26 protein-coding genes are annotated in these 24919 nt (G+C 68.2%); 15 read left to right on the top strand and 11 right to left on the bottom strand.

What is annotated here, in order from left to right:
* Positions 1-60: 60 nt before the first annotated feature.
* On the bottom strand, positions 61-1542 hold the full coding sequence (gltX, locus tag A5752_RS26370) for a glutamate--tRNA ligase (protein ID WP_067092203.1): 1482 nt from the start codon (positions 1540-1542) through the stop codon (positions 61-63).
* The gene (locus tag A5752_RS26375; protein WP_067092205.1) at positions 1539-2363 is read right to left on the bottom strand and encodes a fumarylacetoacetate hydrolase family protein; all 825 of its coding nucleotides are present in this window, start codon (positions 2361-2363) and stop codon (positions 1539-1541) included. Before A5752_RS26375 ends, gltX begins: the two co-directional genes overlap by 4 nt.
* A gap of 105 nt (positions 2364-2468) precedes the next feature.
* On the opposite strand from A5752_RS26375, the gene A5752_RS26380 reads away from it, so the two are divergent.
* Entirely contained in the window at positions 2469-3674 is a 1206-nt protein-coding gene (locus A5752_RS26380) for an MFS transporter (RefSeq protein WP_067092207.1), read from the top strand.
* Between the two features lie 11 nt (positions 3675-3685).
* Here A5752_RS26380 and A5752_RS26385 read toward each other — a convergent pair whose 3' ends face one another.
* The 3 genes from A5752_RS26385 to serA are packed head-to-tail and all read right to left on the bottom strand — an operon-like array spanning position 3686 to position 6919.
* Complete coding sequence (locus A5752_RS26385) at positions 3686-4288, bottom strand: hypothetical protein (RefSeq protein WP_067092209.1); 603 nt, start codon at positions 4286-4288, stop codon at positions 3686-3688.
* A 25-nt stretch (positions 4289-4313) separates the two neighbouring features.
* The gene (locus A5752_RS26390; protein ID WP_067092210.1) at positions 4314-5324 is read right to left on the bottom strand and encodes a 3-isopropylmalate dehydrogenase; all 1011 of its coding nucleotides are present in this window, start codon (positions 5322-5324) and stop codon (positions 4314-4316) included.
* Positions 5325-5332: 8 nt separating this feature from the next.
* Positions 5333-6919 (bottom strand): phosphoglycerate dehydrogenase, encoded by a 1587-nt coding sequence (gene serA / locus A5752_RS26395; RefSeq protein WP_067092211.1) that lies wholly within the window; start codon positions 6917-6919, stop codon positions 5333-5335.
* A gap of 78 nt (positions 6920-6997) precedes the next feature.
* Here serA and A5752_RS26400 point away from each other — a divergent pair, with 78 nt between their 5' ends.
* The 11 genes from A5752_RS26400 to A5752_RS26450 all read left to right on the top strand — a co-directional run bounded on the left by A5752_RS26400 (position 6998) and on the right by A5752_RS26450 (position 16640).
* Positions 6998-8428 carry a phytoene desaturase family protein gene (locus A5752_RS26400; RefSeq protein WP_197500742.1) on the top strand — a complete coding sequence of 477 codons (1431 nt, stop codon included), beginning with the start codon at positions 6998-7000 and terminating at the stop codon, positions 8426-8428.
* A 167-nt stretch (positions 8429-8595) separates the two neighbouring features.
* Complete coding sequence (locus A5752_RS26405) at positions 8596-9693, top strand: polyprenyl synthetase family protein (RefSeq protein WP_156614183.1); 1098 nt, start codon at positions 8596-8598, stop codon at positions 9691-9693.
* Positions 9693-11201 carry a phytoene desaturase family protein gene (crtI, locus tag A5752_RS26410; RefSeq protein WP_067092216.1) on the top strand — a complete coding sequence of 503 codons (1509 nt, stop codon included), beginning with the start codon at positions 9693-9695 and terminating at the stop codon, positions 11199-11201. The genes A5752_RS26405 and crtI overlap by 1 nt, the downstream gene beginning before the upstream one ends.
* Positions 11198-12145, top strand: a complete 948-nt coding sequence (locus tag A5752_RS26415) for a phytoene/squalene synthase family protein (RefSeq protein WP_067092218.1) — start codon at positions 11198-11200, stop codon at positions 12143-12145. The genes crtI and A5752_RS26415 overlap by 4 nt, the downstream gene beginning before the upstream one ends.
* Positions 12146-12147: 2 nt before the next feature.
* Positions 12148-12492, top strand: a complete 345-nt coding sequence (locus A5752_RS26420; RefSeq protein WP_067092220.1) for a lycopene cyclase domain-containing protein — start codon at positions 12148-12150, stop codon at positions 12490-12492.
* Positions 12489-12818 carry a lycopene cyclase domain-containing protein gene (locus tag A5752_RS26425; RefSeq protein ID WP_067092222.1) on the top strand — a complete coding sequence of 110 codons (330 nt, stop codon included), beginning with the start codon at positions 12489-12491 and terminating at the stop codon, positions 12816-12818. The genes A5752_RS26420 and A5752_RS26425 overlap by 4 nt, the downstream gene beginning before the upstream one ends.
* Positions 12815-13546, top strand: coding sequence for a class I SAM-dependent methyltransferase (locus A5752_RS26430; protein ID WP_067092224.1), 732 nt, complete (start codon positions 12815-12817; stop codon positions 13544-13546). Before A5752_RS26425 ends, A5752_RS26430 begins: the two co-directional genes overlap by 4 nt.
* On the top strand, positions 13543-15054 hold the full coding sequence (locus A5752_RS26435) for an FAD-dependent oxidoreductase (protein ID WP_067092227.1): 1512 nt from the start codon (positions 13543-13545) through the stop codon (positions 15052-15054). Before A5752_RS26430 ends, A5752_RS26435 begins: the two co-directional genes overlap by 4 nt.
* Complete coding sequence (locus A5752_RS26440) at positions 15051-16058, top strand: Rieske (2Fe-2S) protein (RefSeq protein ID WP_067092229.1); 1008 nt, start codon at positions 15051-15053, stop codon at positions 16056-16058. The genes A5752_RS26435 and A5752_RS26440 overlap by 4 nt, the downstream gene beginning before the upstream one ends.
* Before the next feature lie 38 nt (positions 16059-16096).
* Positions 16097-16306: a hypervirulence associated TUDOR domain-containing protein gene (locus A5752_RS26445; protein ID WP_067092231.1), complete on the top strand. Its 210-nt coding sequence runs from the start codon at positions 16097-16099 to the stop codon at positions 16304-16306.
* Positions 16307-16310: 4 nt separating this feature from the next.
* Entirely contained in the window at positions 16311-16640 is a 330-nt protein-coding gene (locus tag A5752_RS26450) for a DUF3140 domain-containing protein (RefSeq protein WP_067092233.1), read from the top strand.
* Here A5752_RS26450 and idi read toward each other — a convergent pair.
* Positions 16601-17173: an isopentenyl-diphosphate Delta-isomerase gene (idi, locus tag A5752_RS26455; protein WP_067092235.1), complete on the bottom strand. Its 573-nt coding sequence runs from the start codon at positions 17171-17173 to the stop codon at positions 16601-16603. The two genes, A5752_RS26450 and idi, sit on opposite strands and share 40 nt — an antisense overlap.
* A 65-nt stretch (positions 17174-17238) precedes the next feature.
* A complete protein-coding gene (locus A5752_RS26460; protein WP_067092236.1) occupies positions 17239-18072 on the bottom strand; it encodes a MerR family transcriptional regulator in 834 nt (277 codons plus the stop codon).
* 134 nt (positions 18073-18206) lie between these two features.
* On the opposite strand from A5752_RS26460, the gene A5752_RS26465 reads away from it, so the two are divergent.
* Positions 18207-18638: a hypothetical protein gene (locus A5752_RS26465; RefSeq protein ID WP_067092314.1), complete on the top strand. Its 432-nt coding sequence runs from the start codon at positions 18207-18209 to the stop codon at positions 18636-18638.
* 61 nt (positions 18639-18699) lie between these two features.
* Here the strand turns inward: A5752_RS26465 and ilvC are convergent, their stop codons facing one another.
* The 3 genes from ilvC to A5752_RS26480 are packed head-to-tail and all read right to left on the bottom strand — an operon-like array spanning position 18700 to position 22045.
* Positions 18700-19701, bottom strand: coding sequence for a ketol-acid reductoisomerase (gene ilvC, locus A5752_RS26470; RefSeq protein ID WP_197500743.1), 1002 nt, complete (start codon positions 19699-19701; stop codon positions 18700-18702).
* Positions 19702-19745: 44 nt separating this feature from the next.
* A complete protein-coding gene (ilvN, locus tag A5752_RS26475) occupies positions 19746-20255 on the bottom strand; it encodes an acetolactate synthase small subunit (protein ID WP_067092240.1) in 510 nt (169 codons plus the stop codon).
* Positions 20255-22045 (bottom strand): acetolactate synthase large subunit, encoded by a 1791-nt coding sequence (locus tag A5752_RS26480; RefSeq protein WP_231983530.1) that lies wholly within the window; start codon positions 22043-22045, stop codon positions 20255-20257. The genes ilvN and A5752_RS26480 overlap by 1 nt, the downstream gene beginning before the upstream one ends.
* 384 nt (positions 22046-22429) lie before the next feature.
* On the opposite strand from A5752_RS26480, the gene A5752_RS26485 reads away from it, so the two are divergent.
* Positions 22430-22777, top strand: coding sequence for a PH domain-containing protein (locus tag A5752_RS26485; RefSeq protein ID WP_067092316.1), 348 nt, complete (start codon positions 22430-22432; stop codon positions 22775-22777).
* On the opposite strand, the gene A5752_RS26490 is transcribed toward A5752_RS26485, so the two are convergent.
* On the bottom strand, positions 22774-23604 hold the full coding sequence (locus A5752_RS26490) for a DoxX family protein (protein ID WP_067092244.1): 831 nt from the start codon (positions 23602-23604) through the stop codon (positions 22774-22776). The two genes, A5752_RS26485 and A5752_RS26490, sit on opposite strands and share 4 nt — an antisense overlap.
* Before the next feature lie 139 nt (positions 23605-23743).
* Here A5752_RS26490 and A5752_RS26495 point away from each other — a divergent pair, with 139 nt between their 5' ends.
* Positions 23744-24865 (top strand): PQQ-dependent sugar dehydrogenase, encoded by a 1122-nt coding sequence (locus tag A5752_RS26495; protein ID WP_067092247.1) that lies wholly within the window; start codon positions 23744-23746, stop codon positions 24863-24865.
* The last annotated feature ends 54 nt before the right edge of the window (positions 24866-24919 follow it).

The raw sequence follows: 24919 nt of genomic DNA on the forward strand, positions 1-24919 counted from the left end.
AACCCGTCGCGCGTAGTACCGGACCGACGTGCAGACTACCAAAGATTTTCGGCCGCTTTTTCACGCCTCGGCTTGCGCCGCCGCGTGCTCGCGCCCGGCGCGCAATCGGGCCAGGCTGCGTTCGCGGCCCAGCAGGTCAAGCGATTCGAAGAGCGGCGGGCTGACCGACGCGCCCGTGGCGGCGACCCGGATCGGGCCGAACGCCTTACGCGGCTTGAGCCCCAGGCCGTCGAGCAGCGCCTCCTTCAGCGCCGCCTCGATCGCCTCGGTGGTCCAGTCTCCACTGCCCTCCAGCGCGACCAATGCGGCGTCGAGCACGGGCACGGCCTCCGCGCGCAGCTCCTTGGCCGCCGACTTCTCGTCGAGTGCGAAGTCCGCGTCGTTGAGGAACTTCAGCAGATCCCACGCGTCGCCCAGCACCACGATGCGGGTCTGTACCAGCGCGGCGGCCTCGGCGAAGCGTTTGTCGTCGAGGCCCGTGTCGTGACCGTGTTCGGTGAAGTACGCGCGCAGCCGGGCGGTGAAATCCTCCTCGGTCAGCATCCGGATGTGTTCGGCGTTCAGTGCGTCGGCCTTCTTCTGGTCGAACCGCGCCGGATTCGAGTTGACGTCGGCGACGTCGAACGCCGCCACCATCTCGTCGAGGCTGAACACGTCCCGATCTTCTGCGATGCCCCAGCCGAGCAGGGCCAGATAGTTCAGCAACCCCTCGGGGATGAAGCCCCGCTCGCGATGCAGGAACAGGTTCGACTGGGGATCGCGTTTGGACAGCTTCTTGTTTCCGTCACCCAAAACGCTTGGCAGGTGGGCGAACTCGGGAATCCGTTCGGCCACGCCGATCCGCATCAGCGCCTGATAGAGCGCTATCTGGCGCGGCGTCGACGACAGCAGGTCCTCGCCGCGTAGCACGTGGGTGATCTTCATCAGCGCGTCGTCGACCGGATTCACCAAGGTGTACAACGGTTCCCCGTTACCGCGGGTGAGTGCGAAATCGGGTACCGACCCGGCGGGAAACGTCGTTTCCCCCCGAACGAGGTCACGCCAGCCGATGTCGCCGTCCGGCATCTTCAGCCGCACCACTGCGCCCCTGCCCTCGGCGCGGAACGCCGCACGCTGCTCCTCGGTCAGGTCGCGGTCGAAATTGTCGTAGCCGAGTTTGGGATTGCGACCGGCGGCCAGGTGACGCGCTTCGACTTCCTCGGGCGTGGAGAACGACTCGTACGCGTCACCGGACTCGAGCAGCCGGGCGATCACGTCGCGGTACAGGCCGAGCCGCTGCGACTGGCGGTACGGCTCGAAAGGACCACCGACTTCGGGACCCTCGTCCCAGTCCAGACCCAGCCACCGCAGCGCATCGAGGATGGCGCGGTAGCTCTCCTCGGAATCGCGCGCCGAGTCGGTGTCTTCGATCCGGAACACGAAGGTGCCGCCGGTGTGGCGGGCGTAGGCCCAGTTGAACAACGCGGTCCGGATGAGCCCGACGTGCGGCGTACCCGTCGGAGATGGGCAGAACCGCACGCGGACGGAGTTCTCGCTGGTCATGACTTCCCCTTGCGCACAACAGGATTCGTCAACGTTCCGATGCCTTCGATGGTGATGCTGACGGTGTCGGAATCCTCGATCGGTCCGACACCCTCCGGTGTTCCGGTGAGGATCAGGTCGCCGGGCAGCAGCGTCATCACCCGGGAGATCCACTCCACGATCGCACCGACGTCGTGAATCATCATCGACGTCCGGCTGTTCTGCTTGACCACACCGTTGACCTCCGTACGGATCTCGAGGTCCGACGGGTCGACGTCGGTGACGATCCACGGTCCGATCGGGCAGAACGTGTCATGACCCTTCGCGCGGGTCCACTGGCCGTCCTTCTGCTGCTGATCACGGGCCGAGACGTCGTTGGCGATCGTGTAGCCCAGGATGTTCTCCGCAGCGCGCGCGGCAGGCACGTCCTTGCACGGCCTGCCGATGACCGCTGCCAGCTCGCCTTCGAAATGCACCGGGTTCGCGTCGGCCGGCAGCTGGATCGGCACGTTCGGGCCGATGATCGCGGTATTCGGTTTCATGAAGATGATCGGGTCGTCGAACGTGCGGGGGTCGGGACTCGCGCCGCCATCGCTTTTCGCTGCGGCGGCCATCTCCTCGATGTGCGCGGCGTAATTCTTGCCGACGCATACCACCTTTGTCGCCAGGATCGGGGCGAGCAGGCGCACGTCGGCCAGCGGCCACTGCCTGCCCGTGAACTGTGGATTGCCGAACGGGTGCTCGGCGATCTCCCTCGCGATCGCCTGCGCGGGGTCATCGGGGGGACCCTCGACGCTGACGAAGGCGACCCCGTCGGGACTGGCGATTCGGCCTAGACGCATGGCGTTCAGCCTAGTGTGCGTGGTCATCCTGGTCGCCGACCGCCTGTCTCTCATATTATGAGATACAAATTCAGCATCGTGGGACGGCTGTGCCACCATGGACGGATGTCCGTCGAGTCGCTCAGCACTGCACGGCGGTGGTCGATGCTGGCCGTTGCGCTGGCGGCGACGACGAGCGCCAACGTCTTCATCAACGGCGCGGCGTTTCTCATTCCGACGCTGCACACCGAACGCGGGCTCGACCTCGCTGCGGCCGGCCTGCTTTCGGGCATGCCGAGCCTCGGCCTGGTCATCACGCTGATCGCTTGGGGCTATGTCGTCGACCGCGTCGGCGAGCGCATCGTGTTGACGGTCGGTTCGGTGTTGATCTCCGCGGCCGCGTTCGCCGCCGCCTTCTCGGAATCGCTGGTCGCCGTGGGGGCCTTCCTTCTTCTCGGCGGCATGGCGGCCGCAAGCAGCAATTCGGCGAGCGGCCGATTGGTCGTCGGCTGGTTTCCGGTCGAACAACGCGGCCTGGCCATGGGGATCCGGCAGACGGCCACCCCGCTGGGAGTCGGGTTGGGGGCGCTGGTGATTCCGCGACTCGCGCAGAGCCATGGCGTGTCAGGGGCGCTGCTCTTCCCCGCGGTCGTGTGCGCGGTGTCGGCGTTGGTGTGCCTGGTGGCGGTGATCGACCCGCCACGGCCACCACGATCGGAAGCGCCGGTCGAACACCTCGCGAATCCCTACCGGGGGTCCTCGGTGCTGTGGCGGATCCACGCCGTCTCGGTGCTGCTCGTCGTGCCGCAGGCCGTCGTATGGACGTTCACGCTGGTGTGGTTGATGACCGAACGCGGTTGGTCGGCCGGCTCGGCGGGCGTCATCGTCATGGTGGCCCAATTGCTCGGCGCGGGCGGACGGATCGCGGCCGGGCACTGGTCGGATCGACTGGGGCAGCGGCTGCGCCCGATCCGCACGATCGCAGCCGCCGCGGCGTTCAGCATGGGCGCCCTGGCGTTGTTGGACTTTCTCGAATCCCCTGTCGCCGTGGCCGCGATGGTGATTGCGTCGGTGATCACGGTGTCCGACAACGGTTTGGCGTTCACCGCCATCGCCGAGATCGCGGGCCCATTCTGGAGCGGTCGGGCCCTGGGCACGCAGAACACCAGCCAGCATCTCGCGTCGGCGGCGGCCGCCCCGTTGTTCGGCGGGTTGATCGGGGTGGCCGGATACCCGGCGGCATTCGCGGTGAGCGCGTTGCTGCCGCTCCTGGCGATCCCGGTCGTCCCCAACGACACCGAGCACACGGCGACTTCCGCACCAGGGCTGTGATTTTGCCGCGGCTACGACCCTGGGGCAGAACTCGCCGACGGCCGCTCGCGCGGTAGCACCAAGAGCGCGGCCGCGAGGAAACACAGCGCACCGACGAACGTGCCCACGTTGGCGAGCTTCGCGTCCTCGGTGACTCCGCTTCCGCTCACGTAGGCGCCCGCGGCCGACACCCCGAACGCCAGGCAGCCCACGAGGTTGATCCACTCCGCCTGCCAGTCACGCGACTTCAGTTCGGCCACGCCGACGGCGACGGTCACCGCGACGACGCCGAGCACGCCGCTGATCAGAAACGCCGTCGAGCCAATCGCGTCCGGCGCCCACACCAGGCGCCGCTCCGGCTCGACCGCATGCGCCCACAACGCGGCTCCGGTGCTGATGTTGAACAGGACGGTGCCCGCGGACTGCGTGGCCGCAGAAAGCCATCCGACGCCCAACACCGGCCTGGCCAACACCAACTGCATCCAGCCGGCGGTCGTGAAAAACCACGATCCGATGAAACACAACAGGTTGGAAAGACCCGCGCCGGCGAGCGCCGACACTCCCGGGGCGGTCGCGATCGCGAAGAACGCAGAGCCGATCGCGAACAGCCAGCACTGGCGTCGAAGTGTCGCCATGCCTTCTCGTCTACGCGATTGCGATCTACAGGTAGGACGCGATCCGGTCGCCGACCTGTGTCGTCGAGAGCTTCTCGTCACCGCGCGTGGCCAGATGCTGTTCGACGGCCTTGTCGACGCGGGCGGCCGCGTCGTGCTTCCCGACATGCGCCAACAGCAGCGCGACCGACATGATCGCCGCCGTCGGATCCGCGATGTTTTGGCCCGCGATATCGGGGGCGCTGCCGTGGACGGGTTCGAACATCGACGGGTTGGTCCGCGTGGCGTCGATGTTGCCGCTGGCGGCCAGGCCGATACCGCCACACACCGCCGCGGCGAGATCGGTGACGATGTCGCCGAACAGGTTGTCGGTGACGATCACATCGAAACGGCCCGGGTCGGTGACGAGGTGAATGGTCGCGGCGTCGACGTGTTGGTAGGCGACCTCGACGTCTCCGAAGTCTGCGCCGACTTCCTGAACCGTGCGCCACCACAACGCGCCGGCGTAGGTCAGCACGTTGTTCTTGTGCACCAGCGTCAGATGCTTGCGGCGCTGCTGTGCGCGCACGAACGCGTCGGTCACCACGCGCCGCACGCCGAAGGCGGTGTTGACGCTGACCTCGGTGGCGATCTCGTGCGGTGTGCCGACGCGGATCGCGCCGCCGGTTCCGGTGTAGGGACCCTCGGTGCCTTCGCGCACGACGACGAAGTCGATCTCGGGATCACCCGCCAGCGGGCTGCTCACGCCGGGGTACAGACGGCCGGGCCGCAGGTTGATGTGATGGTCGAGTTCGAACCGGATGCGCAGCAGTAGACCGCGTTCGAGCACACCGCTGGGCACGGACGGATCGCCGATCGCGCCGAGCAGGATCGCGTCGTGCCCGCGCAGTTCGTCGAGCACCGAATCGGGCAGCACCTCGCCGGTGGCGTGGTAGCGGCGCGCGCCGAGGTCGTACGGCGTCTTGTCCACACCGGGTAACACCGCGTCGAGAACCTTGACGGCCTCGCCGACGACCTCCGGGCCGATGCCGTCGCCGGCGATGACCGCCAGTTTCATGCCGGAACTCACGACAGATCAACCACTTTCAGCAGCTTCGCGCCGACCTCCTCGGCGATCGTCGACCGCACATCGTCGGGGACGTCACGGTCGATGCGCAGCAGGATCGTGGCGCCCGGTCCTTCGGCGTCTTCGCTCAACTGGGCGGCGTGGATGTTGATGTCCGCCGATCCGAGGATCGTGCCGATCTTGCCCAGCGTGCCCGGGCGGTCGACGTAACTGACGATCAGGTACACACCTTCGGCACGCAGATCGAAGTTGCGCCCGTTGATCTGGACGATCTTCTCCACCAACTGCGGCTCCGTCAGCGTGCCCGCGACGTTGGCGGTCGTCCCGTCGGCATACACCGCGCGCACGTCCACCACACTGCGGTGGCTGGGACTCTCGCTCGCCGTGCTGATCTCGGCCTCCACCCCCCGCTCGGCGGCCAGCGCGGGCGCGTTGACGAACGTCACGGGATCCTCGATCACGGCCGAGAACAGTCCTCGCAGCGCCGAAAGACGCAGTACCTCAACGTCTTCGGCGGCGAGCTCACCCTTGACCTGCACCGCCAGCGAGACCGGCAGCTCGTCACACAACACTCCGACCAGCAGGCCGAGCTTGCGAACCAGGTCCAGCCAGGGCGCGACCTCTTCGCCGACGACTCCCCCGCCGACGTTGACCGCGTCGGGGACGAACTCGCCCGCCAGGGCCAGCTTGACGCTGGCCGCGACGTCGGTCCCCGCCCGGTCCTGGGCCTCGGCGGTCGATGCCCCCAGGTGCGGGGTCACCACCACTTGCGGCAGGTCGAACAGCGGGCTCTCGGTCGTCGGCTCCTTGGCGAACACGTCGAGGCCCGCACCCCGCACGTGCCCCGAGCGCACCGCATCGGCCAGCGCCTCTTCGTCGATGAGGCCGCCGCGTGCGGCGTTGACGATGATCACACCGGGCTTCGTCTTCGCCAGCGCCTCCTTGCCGATCAGGCCCGCGGTCTCGGGTGTCTTCGGCAGGTGCACGGAGATGAAGTCCGCCCGCGCCAAGAGGTCGTCGAGGCTCAGCAACTCGATCCCGAGCTGCGCGGCGCGCGCGGCCGACACATAGGGGTCGTAGGCCACGATGTGGGTGCCGAAGGCCGCCAGCCGCTGGGCCACCAACTGCCCGATGCGGCCCAGGCCCACCACGCCCACGGTCTTGCCGTAGATCTCGGTGCCCGAGAACGACGAACGTTTCCAGGTGTGCGCGCGCAGCGACGCATCGGCGGCCGGGATCTCGCGCGCCGCAGCCAGCAGCAGAGCCAGGGCGTGCTCGGCGGCGCTGTGGATGTTCGAGGTCGGAGCGTTGACCACCAGCACACCGCGGGCGGTGGCGGCGTCGACGTCGACGTTGTCGAGGCCCACCCCGGCGCGGGCGACGATCTTGAGCTTCGGCGCGGCCGCGAGCACCTCGGCGTCGACTGTCGTCGCGGAGCGCACCAGCAGGGCGTCGGCCTCGGGCACGGCGGCCAGCAGCTTCGGCCGGTCCGGACCGTCGACCCAGCGGACTTCCACCTGGTCACCGAGGGCGGCAACCGTCGATTCGGCCAATTTGTCGGCGATCAATACAACGGGCAGACTCACGCGGTCAGCCTAATGGGCTTGAATGTTCGGGTGGTGGGCGGGAGAAACGCAGCGGCGCCGGGAGCGGGAACCTCCGGCGTGGACGTCACCGTCGTCGGCAGCGGACCCAACGGTTTGGCGGCGGCCGTCATCTGCGCCAGGGCCGGGTTGTCGGTGCAGGTGCTCGAGGCGCAACCGACCCTCGGCGGCGGCGCACGCACCCTCGCCGACCCCGAGTTTCCCGGCGTCTCCCACGACATCTGCTCGGCCGTGCACCCGCTCGCGCTGGCGTCGCCGTTCCTGGCCGAATTCGACCTGCCCGCCCGCGGCGTGACCCTGCGGGTGCCCGAGGTCTCCTACGCCAATCCGCTCCCGGGTGCGCGCTCGGCGGTCGGATACCAGAACCTCGACCGCACCGTCGCCGAGCTCGAGGACGGGCGTTCGTGGCGTCGGCTGTTCGGCCCCATGGTCGAGCGCGACGACGCGGTGCTCGACCTGCTGCTGGGCGACAAGCGCTCGATCCCGACCAACCCGATCGCGGCCGTGCAGGTGGCGAGCCGGCTGCTCGAACAAGGCACACCCGCCTGGAACGCACTGTCCGGCGAAGATGCGCGCGCCTTGTTCAGCGGCGTTGCGGCACACGTGATCTCGCGTATGCCGTCGTTGGTGTCGGCGGGTGGCGGCCTCATGCTGGCCACGCTCGCGCACACGGTCGGCTGGCCCATCCCGGTCGGCGGGAGCCAAGCCATCGCCGATGCCCTGATCGACGATCTGCGGGCCCACGGCGGCGTAATCACCTCCGGCCACGAGGTCACCGAACCGCCCGGCGGTGTGACGCTTTACGACACCGCGCCCACCGCGCTGGGCGACATCTACGGCGACAAGCTGCCCGGCCGCTACGCGAAAGCCCTTCAGCGATACCGGTTCGGCCCCGGCGTGGCCAAGGTCGACTTCGTGCTCTCCGAAGACGTGCCGTTCACTGACGAACGCCTGCGCCGAGCGCCCACGCTGCATATGGGCGGCACCCGGGAGCAGATGGCGCACGCCGAGCGGGAGGCCGCCGCGGGCCGGCACCCCGAGTGGCCGATGGTGCTCGCCGCGTTGCCGCACCTGGAGGATCCGGGGCGCATCGACGCCGACGGCCGACGCCCGCTGTGGACCTACGCGCACGTGCCGAGCGGGTCGACCGTCGACCAGACCGAACGGGTCACCGAGATCTTCGAGCGCTTCGCGCCCGGCTTCCGCGACATCGTCGTCGCCGTCCGGTCCATCCCCGCCGCACGGCTGTCCGAGCACAACGCCAACCTCGTCGGCGGCGACATCGGCGTCGGCGGCAACACGTTGATCCATGCGCTGGCCGGTCCGACCCCTCGGCTCAACCCGTGGAGCACCCCGATCCCGGGCGCTTACCTGTGCTCGTCGGCGACCCCTCCAGGCGGCGGGGTACACGGGATGTCCGGCTACTTCGCCGCGCGCACGGTGCTGCGCCGCGAGTTCGGCATCAAGAAGATGCCCACGCTGTCGCCCTGAGCTTCGGCGCGAACTCCTTCGGCAATCGATGCAAGTTCGATGCGTAGGGGTGGACAGAAGGGGTACCCCGGTTGAGTTCGGCCGTTTCGGGTACTTGTCATCGCATCGAGTGAAGGGGACGCTGCTTGAGCGGTATCAACGGAAATACGCGGACCCCCCTCCTGTCGATGTCACACCCCACCGCTCCGCCCCGAGGGCTGATGACCACGGCCTTCCCGGTATGGCGCGACGCCATCCGGCGAGAAGTGCTGCGGTCGCTGAGCGAATTCGTCGAAAGGCGGTGCGTCGACGATCTCCGTGCGGCGGGAGTCGACGTCGCCGCCGACGTCCTGCGGGATTTCGTCGACGGTGGCAAGTGTGTGCGCTCGACGTTCGTCTACCTCGGCTGGTTGTGCAACGCCGACGACGACGCGGGCGCGCTGCGGGCCGCGGCGAGCTTCGAGTTGCTGCATGCGTTCGCCCTGTTGCAGGACGACGTGATGGACGACTCCACGTTGCGGCGCGGACGGCCGGCGGCCCACATCCGGTTTGCGCAGTGGCACTGCGACCGAGCGATGTCGGGGTCACCGGAACGCTTTGGTGAAGCCGCCGCCGTGCTCCTCGGCGACCTGTGCCTGGTCTGGGCGCAGCAGATGCTGCGCGAGAGCGGAATCGACGCGGACGCGTTGGCGCGCGGATGGCACCGGTACGACGCGATGCGCACCGAACTCGCCGTCGGGCAGTTCGCCGACCTGGTCAACGACGCCGCCGAATTCCCGGAGTGGGAGCGGGTTCTCGACGTGCTGCGGCGCAAGTCCGGCAATTACACCGTGCGCAGACCGCTCGAGATCGGCGCCGCCATGGCCGGATGCTCGCAGGGCGTGCTGATGCTGCTCGGCGAATACGGCGAAGCCGTCGGCGAGGCCTTTCAATTGCGCGACGACGTCCTCGGGATCTTCGGCTCTCCGGAGATCACCGGGAAGCCGGCGGGCAGCGATCTTCTCGAGCACAAGGCGACCAGCGTCGTGGTGGCCGCCTACCGGCTCGCCGACGCGTCCCTGCGGCGCGACCTCACCGAGTTGATGAGCACCTCCCGCCTGGACGACGCCGACATCCGGCAGTGGCGCAAGCTGATCGTCGCGACCGGCGCCCTGGAATGGATTGAGCAACTCATCGATTCGCGGCTCACGCATGCGCTCGAGCTGCTCGACAACGGTCAGTTGGATCCGATGGTCCGCACCGCGCTGGCCGACATGGCCGCCGCCTGCACCGAGCGGGCCGCGTGATGCGCACCGTCGCGGGCCGCACCGACCACGCCGTGGTCGTCGGCGCCGGGCTGGCCGGGCTGTCGGCGGCACTGCAACTCTCGGGGCGCGGTCGCCGGGTGACGGTCCTGGAACGCGGACAGCATCCGGGCGGACGCGTCGGACGCGTCGACGTCGACGGTTACCGCCTCGACACCGGGCCGACCGTGCTGACGATGCCCGACATCATCGACGACGCATTCGCCGCCGTCGGAGAGACCACGGCCGACCGACTCGACCTGCTCACCGTCGACCCCGCCTACCGCGCGTCGTTCGCTGACGGCAGCTCGCTGCACGTGCGCAGCGACGCCGACGCGATGGCCGCCGAGATCGAGCGCTTCGCCGGTCGTGAACAGGCGGACGGCTATGTGCGGCTTCGCGATTGGCTGACCAAGTTGTACCGCGTGGAGTTCGACGGTTTCATCGCCGCGAATTTCGACTCGCCCCTGTCGCTGCTGACTCCACAACTGGCCCGACTGACCGCGATCGGCGGATTCCGTCGCTGGGATCGCATGGTACGCAAGTTCATCAGCGACGAACGACTGCAACGGGTGTTCACCTTCCAGGCGTTGTACGCCGGGGTACCCCCGCATCGGGCGTTGGCGGTGTATGCCGTGATCGCCTACATGGACACCATCTCCGGGGTGTACTTCCCCCGCGGCGGTGTGCGCGCCCTGCCCGACGCCCTCGCCGCGGCCGCGGCGGACGCCGGTGTCGAGTTCCGTTACGGCTCCGCGGTTTCGGCTCTCGAGCGGACCGGCGACCGGGTGGTCGCGGTTCGCACCGAGGACGGCGACCGGATCGCCGCCGACGTGGTCGTGCTGACCACCGAGCTGCCCGACACCTACCGGCTGCTCGGCCGCACGCCGCGCCGCCCGCTGCGGTTGCGGCCGGCACCGTCGGCCGTGGTCGCCCACGTCGGGTGCCGCGCGGTCGGCCAGGACGGCGACCACCACACCATCGTCTTCGGCCACGAGTGGGAGAAGACGTTCACCGACATCATCGACGACGGACGCGTGATGTCCGATCCGTCGCTGTTGGTGACCCGCCCCACCGCAGGCGACCCGTCGCTGGCCCCCGATGGCCGAGACCTGCTATACGTCCTCGCACCCGCCCCCAACCTCGATGTGGGGCAGGTGGATTGGGCGTCGGCCCGCGACGACTACGTGCGTCAGATGATGGATGTGGTGAGCACCCGGCTCCCCCATCTCGGGGTCGACGCTGAGGTGCTGCATGTGGTGGATCCCGCCGACTGGGCGCGTCAGGGGATGGCCGCGGGCACCCCGTTCGCGCTGGCACACACGTTCGGCCAGACCGGCCCCTTCCGTCCCGCCAACACGGTGCGCGGTGTCGCCAACGTGGTACTGGCGGGGTCGTCGACCGTCCCGGGGGTCGGCGTGCCGACCGCGATGCTGTCCGGGCGGTTGGCGGCTGACCGAATCACCGGCCTTCCCGTCGGGCGGGCCCATAGCCAGGTGGTGCAAGCATGATCGGTTCCGAACTCGACGCCGCGGGCGTACGCGACCCGGCACTGCGTGAGGCTTATCGCCGTTGCCGCACAATCAATGCCGAGCACGGCCGCACGTTCTTCCTGGCCACCCGGCTGCTCGCGCCCGAACAGCGCCCCGCCGTGCACGCGCTGTACGGGTTCGCCCGCCGCGCCGACGACATCCTCGACGACTTCGACCCCGTCATCCCGATGAGCGAACGGGCCGACCAACTCCAGCTGCTGGCGACCCAGCTGTTCAACCGTCTCGCACAGGGTAGCTGCGACGACGGCGACCCAGCGCTGGCCGCCGTGGTGCACTGCGCCCGCCGGTACGGGATCCCGTGGGAGCTGTTCGACGACTTCCTCGGGTCGATGCGCATGGATCTCACCGTCACCGACTATCCCGACCGGGCCGCACTCGATCGGTACATGTACGGCTCGGCCGAAGTCATCGGCCTGCAGCTGCTGCCGGTCCTCGGCACCGTCGGTCCTCGCGAGGAGGCCGCCCCGTACGCGGCCGCGCTCGGAAAGGCGTTCCAGCTCACGAACTTCCTGCGCGACATCGACGAGGACCTCGAGCGGGGCCGGGTGTACCTGCCCGCCGACGAACTCGCCGCGTACGGCGTCGATCGCGACGTGCTGACGTGGTGCCACGAGAACCGCCGCACCGACGCGAAGGTGCGCCGGGCCCTGGTGGAGCAGCACGCCATCAATCGGCGCGTGTACGACTTCGCGCGGCGCGGTATCGCCCACCTCAGCCCGCGGTCGCGCCCCTGCGTCGCGGTCGCGCTGACCCTGTATTCCGAAATCCTGGACCGCATCGAGGAAGTCGACTTCGCCGTCTTCAGCCAGCGCGCGACCGTCGGTACCGGACGCCGCATCCGCGTGGGGTGCGCCGGTCTGCTCAAGGCGTGGCGGGCGCGACACCGGGACCGCAAGGCGTGACGATGGACAAGTGGCAATACCTGTTGGTACTGGCCGCCTGTCTTCTGATCACGGCGCCGTTGGAGTTCTTCGGCGAGGGCGTGTACCGACAGGCGCGCCGGGCGGCAGCCGCGGTGCTGCCCGTGGCCGCCGTGTTCGTCGTCTGGGATGTGATCGCGATCTTCGCCGACATCTGGACGTACAACTCCAAGTACGTGACGGGCATCGACATACCGGGCGTGATGCCCATCGAAGAACTGCTGTTCTTCATCGTGATCCCGCTGTGCGGGTTGCTGACCTACAACGCCGTCACCGCGATCCTGTCGCGGGTGCACCGGACGCGCGACCACGCGGAGAACGTCAAGTGAACGGACTCGGATACACGGTGCCCGCCGTGCTGGCCGTACTCGCCGTCTGCGCTCTCGAGTTGGGTGTGCTTCGCACCGGGTTGTTCCGCAAGCCCGCGTACTGGATCTCGATGGTGATCGTGCTCGGTTTCCAGATACCGGTCGACGGTTGGCTCACCAAGCTCAGCGCACCGATCGTCATCTACGACGATCAGCACACCAGCGGGATTCGGTTCCCGTTCGACATCCCGGTGGAAGATTTCCTCTTCGGCTGGGCGATGGTCACCGCGGTGCTTCTGCTGTGGGAACGGCAGCGGCTCCGCGCACAGAGAAGGGATGCTTCGTGAAGGTCAGCGCGGGTCGAGAGGCCGATGACCCCTCGGATGTTCCGGCCGCGTTCGACGACGGTGCATCGTCTTACGACACGCTCGTCAACTCGAATCCGGGATACCATGAGCACCTTCGGATCTCCGCGCAGCGGATGCGGCTGCCCGACGAGGGTCGCGGGCTGCGCCTGCTCGACGCGGGATGCGGAACCGGCGCATCGACCGCCGCCCTGTTGGCGGTGGCACCTCATGCGGAGATCGTCGGTGTCGACGGTTCGGACGGCATGCTGGCCGAGGCGAGGGCCAAACAATGGCCGTCGTCGGTGCGTTTTGTCCACAGCCGGATCGAAAACCTCGCCGACGCCGGCGTTACCGGACCCTTCGACGGCATCTTCGCCGCCTACCTCATCCGCAACCTCCCGGATCCCGATGCGCAACTGCGAGAGTTCCTCGCATTGCTGCGGCCGGGAGCGACGCTGGCGGTCCACGAGTACTCGGTGCGGGATTCGCGCATCGCCACCGCGGTGTGGAACGCCGTCTGTGCCGCGATCATCATCCCGAGCGGCCGACTGCGCAGTGGCGACGCATCGCTGTACCGGTACCTGCGGCGCAGCGTGAACCGCTTCGACGGCGCCGCCGACTTCCGTGCCCGGTTGCGCCGCAACGGTTTCACCGCAGTGCACAGCGAGACGATGGCGGGCTGGCAGCGCAACATCGTGCACACCTTCCTCGCCGAGGCGCCACGATGACCGATCCGCGCCGGATCACGCACTCCGCACCGCAGCCCGATGCGAACCGCCTTCAGGACAAACCGCACGTGGTCGTCGTCGGCGGCGGCATCGCTGGGCTGACCGCGGCCACCGGGTTGGCCGAACGCGGCGTGAGCGTTGACCTCGTCGAACGCGAAACCTACCTCGGTGGTCGCGTCGGCGGATGGACCGAGTCGTTCGACGACGGCACCGCTGTGGCCATGAATCGCGGCTTCCACGCGTTCTTCCGTCAGTACTACAACCTGCGGAACCTGTTGCGGCGCATCGACCCCGCGCTGGGCATGCTCACCCCGGTCTCTGACTATCCGCTCGTCGACGCGTACGGCCGACGCGACACGTTCCGCGGCCTGCCCCAGACGCCGCCGTGGAATGCTGTGGCGTTCGCGCTGCGCAGCCCCACGTTCCGGCTGCGCGATCTGGTGCGGCTCAATGCGCGCGCCGCGGCGCCGTTGGCCGCGGTCTCGGTGCCCGGAATCTATGACCGGCTCGACCACATCGACGCCGAGACGTTTCTGCGCGACATCAACTTTCCCGAACCAGCCCGCCATCTGGCCTTCGAGGTCTTCTCACGCAGCTTCTTCGCCGAGCCGACCAACCTCTCGGCCGCCGAGTTGGCGACGATGTTCCACATCTACTTCCTGGGGTCCAGCGAGGGCCTGGTGTTCGATGTCGTGAACGCGAACTTCGACACCGCGCTGTGGGATCCGCTGCGCGCCTACCTGCAGTCGCTGGACGTGCGGGTGCACACCGGCATATCGGTCACCGAGATCCGCCGCGGCGATCGCTTCTCGGTACATGTCGACGGCGCTGACCGTATCGACGCCGACGGCGTCGTGCTGGCCACCGATGTCGCGGGTCTACAGAAGATCGTCGGCGATTCGGCGTCCCTGGGCGACGAGCGGTGGCGTTCCGACATCGCCGCGATGCGCACGGCCGCACCGTTCGTCGTACAGCGGCTGTGGCTGGACCGGCCCGTGAACCCGGACCGTCCGGCATTTCTCGGGACGGGCGGGCGTCCGCCGCTGGACAATGTGAGCGTGCTGGAGCGATACGAGCGGGAAGCGGCGGACTGGTCGCGCCGCACCGGCGGTTCGGTGGTCGAGTTGCACTCGTACGCGGCGACCGACGGCACGGACGACGTGGTGAAACGATTGCCGATCCGGATGCGGGAACTGTATCCGGAGACCGCCTCAGCGAACGTCGCCGGTGAACGGGTGCTGACCCGTCAGGACTGCCCTCGCTTTGCGCCCGGCGACTTCGCACGCCGCCCGACTGTGGCGACGCCGCAGCCCGGCCTGGCCTTGGCGGGTGACGGCATCCGCATCGACCTGCCGGTCGCGTTGATGGAGCGCGCCGCGACCACCGGGTGGTCGGCGGCCAACCTGCTGCTCAAGGGCTTCGGCCTCACCGGGCACGACATCCAGACGGTGCCCACCCAGGGGCGCTTCGCACCGTTACGACGGCTGGCCGAAAGGCAGCTCGCATGAGCGTGCTCGCCGAACTCAAAGCGCGGCTGGCGAAAACCACGCCGTTCCAAGTGGTTCCGCGCACAGCCTGGTCCGGCCAGCGGCCGACGTACGACGACGCCCAGCCGTCGCTGATCAACTCCGCGCTGCGGCGTTCGCAGGGCAGGCCGAGCGGAAACTGGTATGCGTTCGCGGCCAGCGACACCATCGGCAAGCGACCGATCAGCGCCACGGTCGGCGGCGTCGAACTGGTCGCCTGGCGCGCCGAGGGCGGGGCACTCGCGGTCGGGCCGGCGGCCTGCCCGCACCTCGGCGCCGATCTGTCGACCGGGACCGTGGCCTGCGGAACGCTGATCTGCCCGTGGCACGGCCTGCGCTTCGACGGCGGCCGCACCTGGAGCTGGCGCCCCTTCCCCGCTCACGACGACGGTGTGCTTGCCTGGGTGCGGCTGGATGCGGTCGGCGGCGAAACCCCCACGGAGACACCGATATTGCCGGTGCGACCGGACGAGCCGCGGCTCTCGGCGGTGACGCGGCTGGTCGGCACCTGCGAACCAGCGGACGTGATCGCCAACCGACTCGACCCGTGGCACGGGGCGTGGTTCCACCCGTATTCGTTCACCCGCCTCGAGGTGCTTTCGGCGCCGACCGCCGACGACGGCCTTCGCGAGGACGCCGACCGCTTCCTCGTCGCGGTCACCTTCCGGATCGGCCGACTCGGCGTTCCGGTGATCGCGGAGTTCACCGCACCGGAGAAACGCACCATCGTCATGCGCATCATCGACGGCGAAGGAGCGGGAAGCGTGGTCGAGACGCACGCCACCCCGCTCGGACCGGGCACCGACGGCGCGCCCCGCACCGCGGTCATCGAGGCGGTGATCGCCCACTCCGACCGCCCCGGCTTCGCCCATGCGCTCCGCGGCGCGCCGCTGATCACCCCGTTCATGCGGCACGCGGCCACTCGGCTGTGGCGCGACGATCTCGCCTACGCCGAGCGTCTCTATCGGCAGCGTTCGCGCGGCTGATCCCGTTTTGCGCCGGGTCGCCCGGGTATACCGCCGGGATGAGCAAGGACATCCACAAGGGCGACAAAGTGCAGTGGAAAAGCCACGGCACCACCGTGACCGGCACCGTCGAGGAGAAGATCACCTCTGACACGGAAGCGGCCGGCCGCACCGTGCGCGCTGACTCCGACAACCCGCAGTACCGGGTGCGCAGCGACAAGAGCGCCCGCGACGCGGTGCACAAGCCGGAATCGCTAAAGAAGAAGTAGCGCCGTGGCCGACGATCACGCCACGACCTATACCGAGTTCACCGACACCGTCAACATGACGGCCTCCGAACTCGAAAAGTGGCTCCAGACAACCGAATCCAAGGACGTCGGGCAGAAGTCGGGCGGTGGCGAGTCGACCGGGCACGAAAGCGGCCGACGCATCGTCGAACTGCTACGTAAGAAGAAGTCGGAGTTGGACGACGACGACTACGCCCACATGCGCAAGGTCGTTGGCTACGCACACCGCCACCTGGCCCAGCGGCCGAGCGGCGACGTCGAGGAGTCCGCGTGGCGCTACTCGCTGATGAACTGGGGCCACGATCCCTGCAAGTAGGGCTCGTCGAGTAGCGGTATCTGTTCCATGGCCCACGGGCTGATCGACCACGGCAGCCCGACTGCCGAGCGGAGCTGCTCCCACGACACCCACATCCACTCCATGACCTCGCTGGGGTCCGGTCGCAACCGGGCGTCGCAGCGGGCGAAGAAGACCGGGCAGATCTCGTTCTCGACGGTGCCGTCGGCCGCGACGGCGCGATAACGGAAGTCCGGCAGCACGCAGACCACCGATTCGATGGACACGCCCAGCTCCTGCTCGGCGCGGCGGCGTACCGCGTCCTCCACCTGCTCCCCCGGCGCCGGGTGCCCACAGAACGAGTTGGACCACACCCCCGGCCATGTTGTCTTGTTCAATGCGCGGCGGGTCAACAAGACACTGCCGTCCGCGTCGAACAGATAGCAGGAAAAGCCCAGGTGCAGCGGCGTCGCGGCATGATGAACAGTGGTCTTGGCGGCACTGCCGATTTGTCGGCCCTGTTCGTCGAGAAGCACGACGGACTCATCCGTGGTCTCCGTCGTCGCGGTGGTCATTGCAGACACCTCATGTATGTACCCAAATCCGCGGGACTAACCGATGCATAGACGATGCGCCTCGGTCACGGGGCGGACGTACACATCTCGACGGCCTCGCCCAGGCTGTGCACGCGGGTGGCCGAGCCGGCGGCGCCATCGTCCCAGCCGGAGCCTCCGAGCAGGATTTCGGCGCCGGTGGCGGCGGCGCGGACCATATCCATGTCGGCAGTATCGGCGGTCTGTGACCACAGCACCACCCGGACGGGCGTGCTCACGCGTGCGATCGCGTCGGTCAAAGCCGGCACCGGCACGGTGGCGCCCAGGATCAGCGCACCGCGCCCGCGCTCGGCGAGGGCGGCGCGCAGCGCCTCGAGCGCCAACACATGCGTCTCGCGCGGGGTGCACGCCAGGATGACCGGCGTCGCCGCGCCGAGGCTAACGAGCGGCGTGTGGTGCATCGAACGCGACACCGCCCACGACAGGGCGTGCTCGACGTCGATGCATCCGCCGTCCTCGTCCTGCCTGGTCACAACGGCCGCGAACGCGGGCTGTACCAACAGGTCCCACGTGTCGATCACGCCGAAATGACGGACGTGGGTCTCCAGCAGCGCGCTGAGCGCGGCGAGGTCGAGGGCGAATGCGGCCGCCAACAGCGATGCGACGTCACCGCGCGGCGGCACGACGGCCTCGGTCGCCAGTTGGGCCGCGCTGCGCGCGCTGGTCCCCTGCCCGATGAGGTCGTGCATGTGCCGCACGGCCGCGATGTCGTTGTCGCTGTAGAGCCGGTGCCGACCCGGTCGGTGATGCGACGGCCCGACGCCGTAGCGCTGGCTCCAACTGCGCAGCGTCGCGGTGGGCACGCCGACGCGCGCGGCCACCACGCGCACGGTGTACCGCGGTTTGTCAGCGTCGTCCATGGGGCCTGCTCATCGGGGTGTGGGCCCAGCGAGGATTCACCGATACCGCGGTGGGCAAACTCGTCGATGCGAAACCGATGCAACCGTTCGCTGTGTGGACATACCGGCGGCGAGATGCGGGTACCTGTACGCCCATGACCGATCAGCAGACAGACGAACAACACAGCCGCCCCGAGGGGCTCGACGACGCGACCGTCGAGGCGGTCGGAAAGGTATCGGAGGCGTTGGAGTGGGTGGAACGGGCACGCGGGCATCTGTATTCGTTCCACCAGCTGATGGGTCGGGGCGACCTGCTGCTTGGTGAGGCGTGCGACAAGCTGCGCGACGCCGGTCATGACGCCGTCGCCGAGCGATTGGAGGCCGAGGTCGTTGGCCGCAATGTGCTGTACGGCCGCTGGACCTTCCAGATCGTCGAGGATTTCGACGACAACTACTGGTCGGTGTTCCGTGACCACGAGCGCCGGGTGCGCGACGAACTCCAGCAGGGCCGCAAGCACGTGTTCGAGTCGGAAATGAAGGAGCGGCGCCGCACCCAGGGTCGCCCCGGGCACGAACACCGCCCCTGATCCGTGTGATTTCGGTGCGCTACCGATCGACCAGCGATAGGCAGCGCACCGAAACCTCTACTTACGCCGTCTCGGTGATGGGCCGGTCGACCCAGCTCATCAGGTCGCGCAGCTTCTTGCCGGTGACCTCGATCGGGTGCTCGGCGTTCTGCTTGCGCAGGCCCTCGAGCTCCTTGTTGCCGCCCTCGACGTTGGCGACCAAGCGCTTGACGAACGTGCCGTCCTGGATGTCCTTGAGGATGTCCTGCATCCGCTTCTTGGTGTCGGCGTCGATCACCCGCGGGCCGGACAGGTAGCCGCCGAACTCCGCGGTGTCGGACACCGAGTAGTTCATGCGCGCGATGCCACCCTCGTACATGAGGTCGACGATGAGCTTCAGCTCGTGCAGCACCTCGAAGTACGCCAGCTCGGGCGCATATCCGGCCTCGACCATCACGTCGAAGCCGGTCTTGACGAGTTCCTCTGTGCCGCCGCACAACACGGCCTGCTCACCGAACAGGTCGGTCTCGGTCTCGTCCTTGAAGGTGGTCTTGATGACGCCGGCGCGGGTGCCGCCGATGCCCTTGGCGTACGAAAGTGCGAGCGCTTGGCCCTCACCCTTGGGGTCCTGGTCGATCGCGATCAGGCAGGGCACGCCCTTGCCGTCGACGAACTGCCGGCGCACCAGGTGGCCCGGCCCCTTCGGGGCGACCATGCCGATCGTCACGTTGGACGGCGGCTTGATCAGGTCGAAGTGGATGTTGAGGCCGTGCCCGAAGAACAGCGCGTTGCCGTCCTCGAGGTTGGGCTCGATGTCGTTTTTGAAGATCTCCGCCTGCGCGGTGTCGGGCGCGAGCAACATGATGACGTCGGCCCACTTGGCGACCTCGGCGGGGGTGTCGACATCCAGTCCCTGCTCGGCGACCTTGTCGCGGGACTTCGAGCCTTCCTTCAGGCCGACCTTCACCTCGACTCCGGAGTCGCGCAGGCTCAGCGAGTGCGCGTGCCCCTGGCTGCCGTAGCCGATGACGCCGACCTTGCGTCCCTGGATGATCGACAGGTCCGCGTCGTCGTCATAGAACATCTCTACTGCCACTGAATTTCCTTATCTCTCAACTGATTTAGGGTTTACTTGCTGGTGCCGATGCTGCGGGGACCGCGGGACAGCGACACCACACCGGACTGCACGATCTCGCGAATCCCGAAGGGCTCGAGCACCCGCAGCAGCGCCTCGAGCTTCTCGGGCGTGCCGGTCGCCTCGACCGTCAACGACTCGGTCGACACGTCGACGACCTTGGCGCGGAACAGGTTCACCGCCTCGATGACCTGGCCGCGGGTCGACGCGTCGGTGCGCACCTTGATCAGCGCGAGCTCACGCGAGACCGAGTTCTCTTCCTCCTGCTCGACGATCTTGATCACATTCACCAGCTTGTTGAGCTGTTTGGTGATCTGCTCGAGCGGCGCCTCGTCCACGCTGACGACGATCGTCATGCGCGACATGTTCTTCTGCTCGGTCGCACCGACAGCCAGGGACTGGATGTTGAAGCCGCGCCGCGAGAACAGCGATGCGACACGTGCCAGGACGCCCGGTTTGTCCTCGACAAGCACCGACAACGTTTGGGTGGCGGGGGTACTCATCAGGCGTGCCCTTCTTCCGGATCGTCGAACAGCGGTCGGATGCCGCGGGCGGCCTGGATCTCGTCGTTGCTGGTGCCGGCGGCGACCATCGGCCACACCTGTGCGTCCGCACCGACGATGAAGTCGATCACCACGGGGCGGTCGTTGATCTCGCGCGCCTGGCGGATCACGTCCTCGACGTCTTCGGCTCGCTCACAACGCAATCCGACGCAGCCGAGCGCGTCGGCAAGCTTCACGAAATCGGGGATGCGACGCGAGTGCGTGGCGAGATCCGTTTGGCTGTACCGCTCTTCATAGAACAGGGTCTGCCACTGGCGCACCATGCCGAGGTTGCCGTTGTTGATCAGCGCCACCTTGATCGGCGCACCCTCGACCGCACAGGTGGCCAACTCCTGGTTGGTCATCTGAAAACAGCCGTCGCCGTCGATGGCCCACACCTCGGCCTCCGGGCGGCCGAACTTGGCGCCCATCGCCGCGGGCACGGCATACCCCATGGTGCCAAGGCCGCCGGAGTTCAACCACGTCTTCGGGTTCTCGTAAGAGATGAACTGCGCGGCCCACATCTGGTGCTGTCCGACACCCGCGACGTACACCGCTTCGGGTCCGGCCATCTTGCCCAGCGTCTCGATCACGTACTCCGGCGAGAGGCTGCCGTCGCTCTGCGGCCCGTAGCTCAACGGGTAGGTCGCCTGCACCCCGCGCAGGTACTCCATCCAGTTGTCGATCTTGATCGAGTTCGCGGCACCGTCACGCTGCAGCGCCACGATCAAATCGGCGATGACGGCCTTGACGTCACCCACGATCGGCACGTCGGCGTGCCGGTTCTTGCCGATCTCGGCCGGGTCGATGTCGGCGTGGATGACCTTGGCCTCCGGGGCGAAGGAATCCAGCCGACCGGTCACCCGGTCGTCGAAGCGGGTGCCCAGTGCGATCAGCAGGTCGCTGCGCTGCAGGGCGGCCACCGCGGACACCGTGCCGTGCATTCCGGGCATGCCCATGTTCTGCGGATGGCTGTCGGGAAACGCACCGCGCGCCATCAGCGTGGTGACGACGGGGATCCCGGTCAGCTCGGCCAACTCCAGCAGACCCTCGGTGGCCTCGCCGCGGATCACGCCGCCGCCGACGTAGAGCACCGGCTTGCGGGCTGCGGCGATCAGCTTCGCTGCCTCCCGGATCTGGCGGTTGTGCGGTTTGGTGTTCGGCTTGTAACCGGGCAGATCCATCCGCGGCGGCCAGCTGAAGGTGCACTGACCCTGCAGCACGTCCTTGGGGATGTCGACAAGCACCGGACCGGGACGGCCCGAGGACGCGATGTGGAACGCCTCCGCGATCGCCTTGGGGATCTCGTCGCCACTGCGCACCAGGAAGTTGTGCTTGGTGATCGGCATCGTGATGCCGGAGATGTCGGCTTCCTGGAACGCGTCGGTGCCTATCAGCCCGCGGCCGACCTGTCCGGTGATCGCGACCACCGGGATCGAGTCCATGTGGGCGTCGGCCAGCGGCGTGACGAGGTTTGTCGCACCGGGGCCCGAGGTGGCCATCATCACGCCGACCTTGCCGGTCGCGTGGGCGTAACCACTGGCCGCATGTCCGGCGCCCTGCTCGTGGCGGACCAGTACGTGGCGCAGCTTCTTGGAGTCGAACAGCGGGTCGTACACCGGCAGCACCGCGCCGCCGGGGATGCCGAAGATCGTGTCGACGTCGAGTTCCTCCAGCGACCTGATCACTGCCTGCGCGCCGGTCATCTGTTGCGGCGCAACGCGTTGCGTCGACGCCGGCGCAGATTTCACCGCCGGTTTCTTGGCATGTCCGTCGTCGGGCACGGTTGCCGCCACCTGCTCCAGCGGTCGGGTTGTCGGTGCGCTCACGGTGTTCGTTCTCCTAAATCCTTCTGCGGATCTGTCTCTAGGGTCTCAAATTCGGTGGTCGGGCAAGAAAAAACCCCCGTCAGCTGGGCAGCTGTACGAGGGTCGCGCGTCGGTGCCGGAGTTATGCCCGAGTAAGGGCAGGCGCGGCATCGACGCGCTTCCCGATTACTACGAGCAACCCCAGGCCCTGCATAACCGTCGACGGTAGCCTCCGCACTGGTCACAGGTCAAATTGCGGCACGGTGCGAAGATGGCCGGGTGAGTCCCGAGGCCGAACCCGCACCCGTCGTCATCCGCATCTCGCCCATGGCGCATTTCGCCGTCGCGTTCCTGGCGTTCAGCATGCTTTCGCTGGTTCTCGCGGGGCTGACCTGGGTGGCGGCCCTACTCATCATTCCGATCGTGTTGTCGGTGTTCGTCGCCCGCTATCGCACGGTCGCCGACCGCGACCACGTGACCGCACGCACGTTGTTCGGCAGCGAGACGGTCCAGTGGGACGACATCGACGGTCTGCGGTTCGGCAAGGGGCCGGCGGCCTACGCCCACCTGAAGGACGGCAGGGACCTGCGGCTACCGGCGGTGACGTTCGCGACGTTACCGCGGCTCACCGAGGCCAGCGGCGGTCGCGTGCCGAATCCGTATTCGACGGATTAGGCAAGCGGGTTGCCGCCGTTGAGCAGCACCCAGATCGCGACACCGGCGCCCGCGCCGAGCACCAGCGCACCGAGCGAGCCGAGGAACGGCCGCCGTGCCCACCCGCGTCCGGCGTCGAACCCGTAGCGGCCGGGGCCGGTCAGCACCAGCGCGGCCACCGCGCACAAGAGGAACACCTTGTACTCGTGCCCGTCGGTCAGGAAGTCCGACAGCCGCGCTTCTTCGTGGGCGACCATCGCGTCGGCCAGCACCCCGGTCACCAGGTATGCCAGCGCGCCGGCGGCGGCCACGGGCGTGAAGAGACCGAGGATGAGCAGAACCCCGGCGGCGATCTGACCGGCGGCGCCGACGTAGGTCAGGATGTCTGCGTAGCGGAACCCCATGTCGGACAGTTCCGCTTCCCAGCCGTTGAGTCCGGGACCGCCCCACAGCCCGAAGGCCTTCTGCAGGCCGTGACCGATGAACAGGGCACCCACGGCGAGGCGCAGCAGAAGAAGCCCGAGGTCGAGCGTGCCGCGACGGTCGGGGCCAGCCCGGAACGGATCGGGACCGATCTCCGAGGGCTCGGCGGAGTAGTCGGTCAGCGCGTGCCGGCCGCTTGGCTGCACATACGGCAGTGGCTCGGGGTCGTTGAGCAGTCCGAACCCGGTCGAGACCGGTGCACCACTGTTCGAGTCGTAGTGCGGGATCGCGGTGGTTTCGAAATCGCCTGCGTAGTTGGAGGTGGGCAGATCGTCTTCGGGGTCGACCAGGCTCGCCGACACGGGCCGCCCGGCCGCGTCGTCGGGCCGCTGCCAGGCGCGTGGGTCATTGGTATGACTGGTCACTCTGCCAGCGTAAGTGCTTGTCACCCGGTAGTCGGGTATTGGCGCGGTGCTTTCGGGGCCCTAATTCGCGGACGTCTCGCGGCGCCGTCGCGCGGGTGTGCGTGGCGCGCACGTCCGAATGATCCGTAACCTGGCTCGCATGAAACTGCGCCGGCCGATGCGGGGCGTGCTCGCCGTGTTGTGCGCGGCGTTGCTCGCGGGGTCGGGGTGTGCGCGATTCGACGACCTGCAGTCGCAGCCGTTCACCACCGAACCCGAGCTCGCACCGGGCCCCACGTCGACGCCGCCGCCACCGCCGCCGCTGCCACCGACGCCGTTTCCGAAGGAGTGCCCGGCACCGGGCGTCATGCAGGGCTGCCTGGAAAGCACCAGCGGGCTGATCATGCTTCCCGACAGCCAGTCGGCGCTGGTCGCCGAGCGCACCACCGGTGTGGTCAAAGAGGTCTCGGTCCGCGCGGAACCGAAAGTGAAGACCACGCTGCCGGTCGACGGTTCGGGCGATGGCGGGTTGATGGACATCGTGCTGTCGCCGACCTACCAGCAGGACCGGCTGATGTACGCCTACGTCAGCACCCCGACGGACAACCGCGTCATCCGCATCGCCGACGGCGACATTCCCAAGCCGATCCTGACCGGCATCCCGAAGGGCGCGACCGGCAACGCGGGCTCGCTGATCTTCACCAGCCCGACGACCCTGCTCGTACAGACGGGCGATGCGGGAAATCCCGCCGACGCGGCGAACCCGGGGTCGTTGGCAGGCAAGGTGCTGCGGATTGAACAGCCCACCACGGTCGATCAGGCGCCGACGACGACCGCGCTGTCGGGGCTGGGCGCCGCGGGCGGCATGTGCATCGACTACTCGGACGGGTCGCTGTACATCACCGACCGCGCCGCCTCCGGCGACCGGTTGCAGCGCATCACCAAGGACTCCAAGACCTCGACGGTGTGGACCTGGCCCGACCGGCCCGGCGTCGCGGGTTGCGCCGCGCTGGACGGATCTGTTCTGGTCAATCTCGTCAACACCAAGCAGACCGTCGCAGTGCGTCTCGCTCCCGAAACCGGTGCGGTTACCGGCGATCCCGAGGTGGTGCGCCAGGACCAGCACGGCCACGCCTGGGCGCTGGCGATGTCGCCCGACGGCAACATCTGGGGCGGCACGATCAACAAGACGGCGGGCGATGCCCAGAAGCTCGACGACGTCGTCTTCCCGCTGTTCCCGCAGGGCGGCGGCTTCCCGCGCAGCCCGGCGGACAATACGTAACCGCCTGCCCGCGCTCGAAACTGCGGCCAGGGCTGTGAATGAGCGTCGCCAACG

The sequence above is a fragment of the Mycobacterium sp. 852002-51961_SCH5331710 genome (genome assembly GCF_001665535.1).
GTDB lineage: Bacteria > Actinomycetota > Actinomycetes > Mycobacteriales > Mycobacteriaceae > Mycobacterium.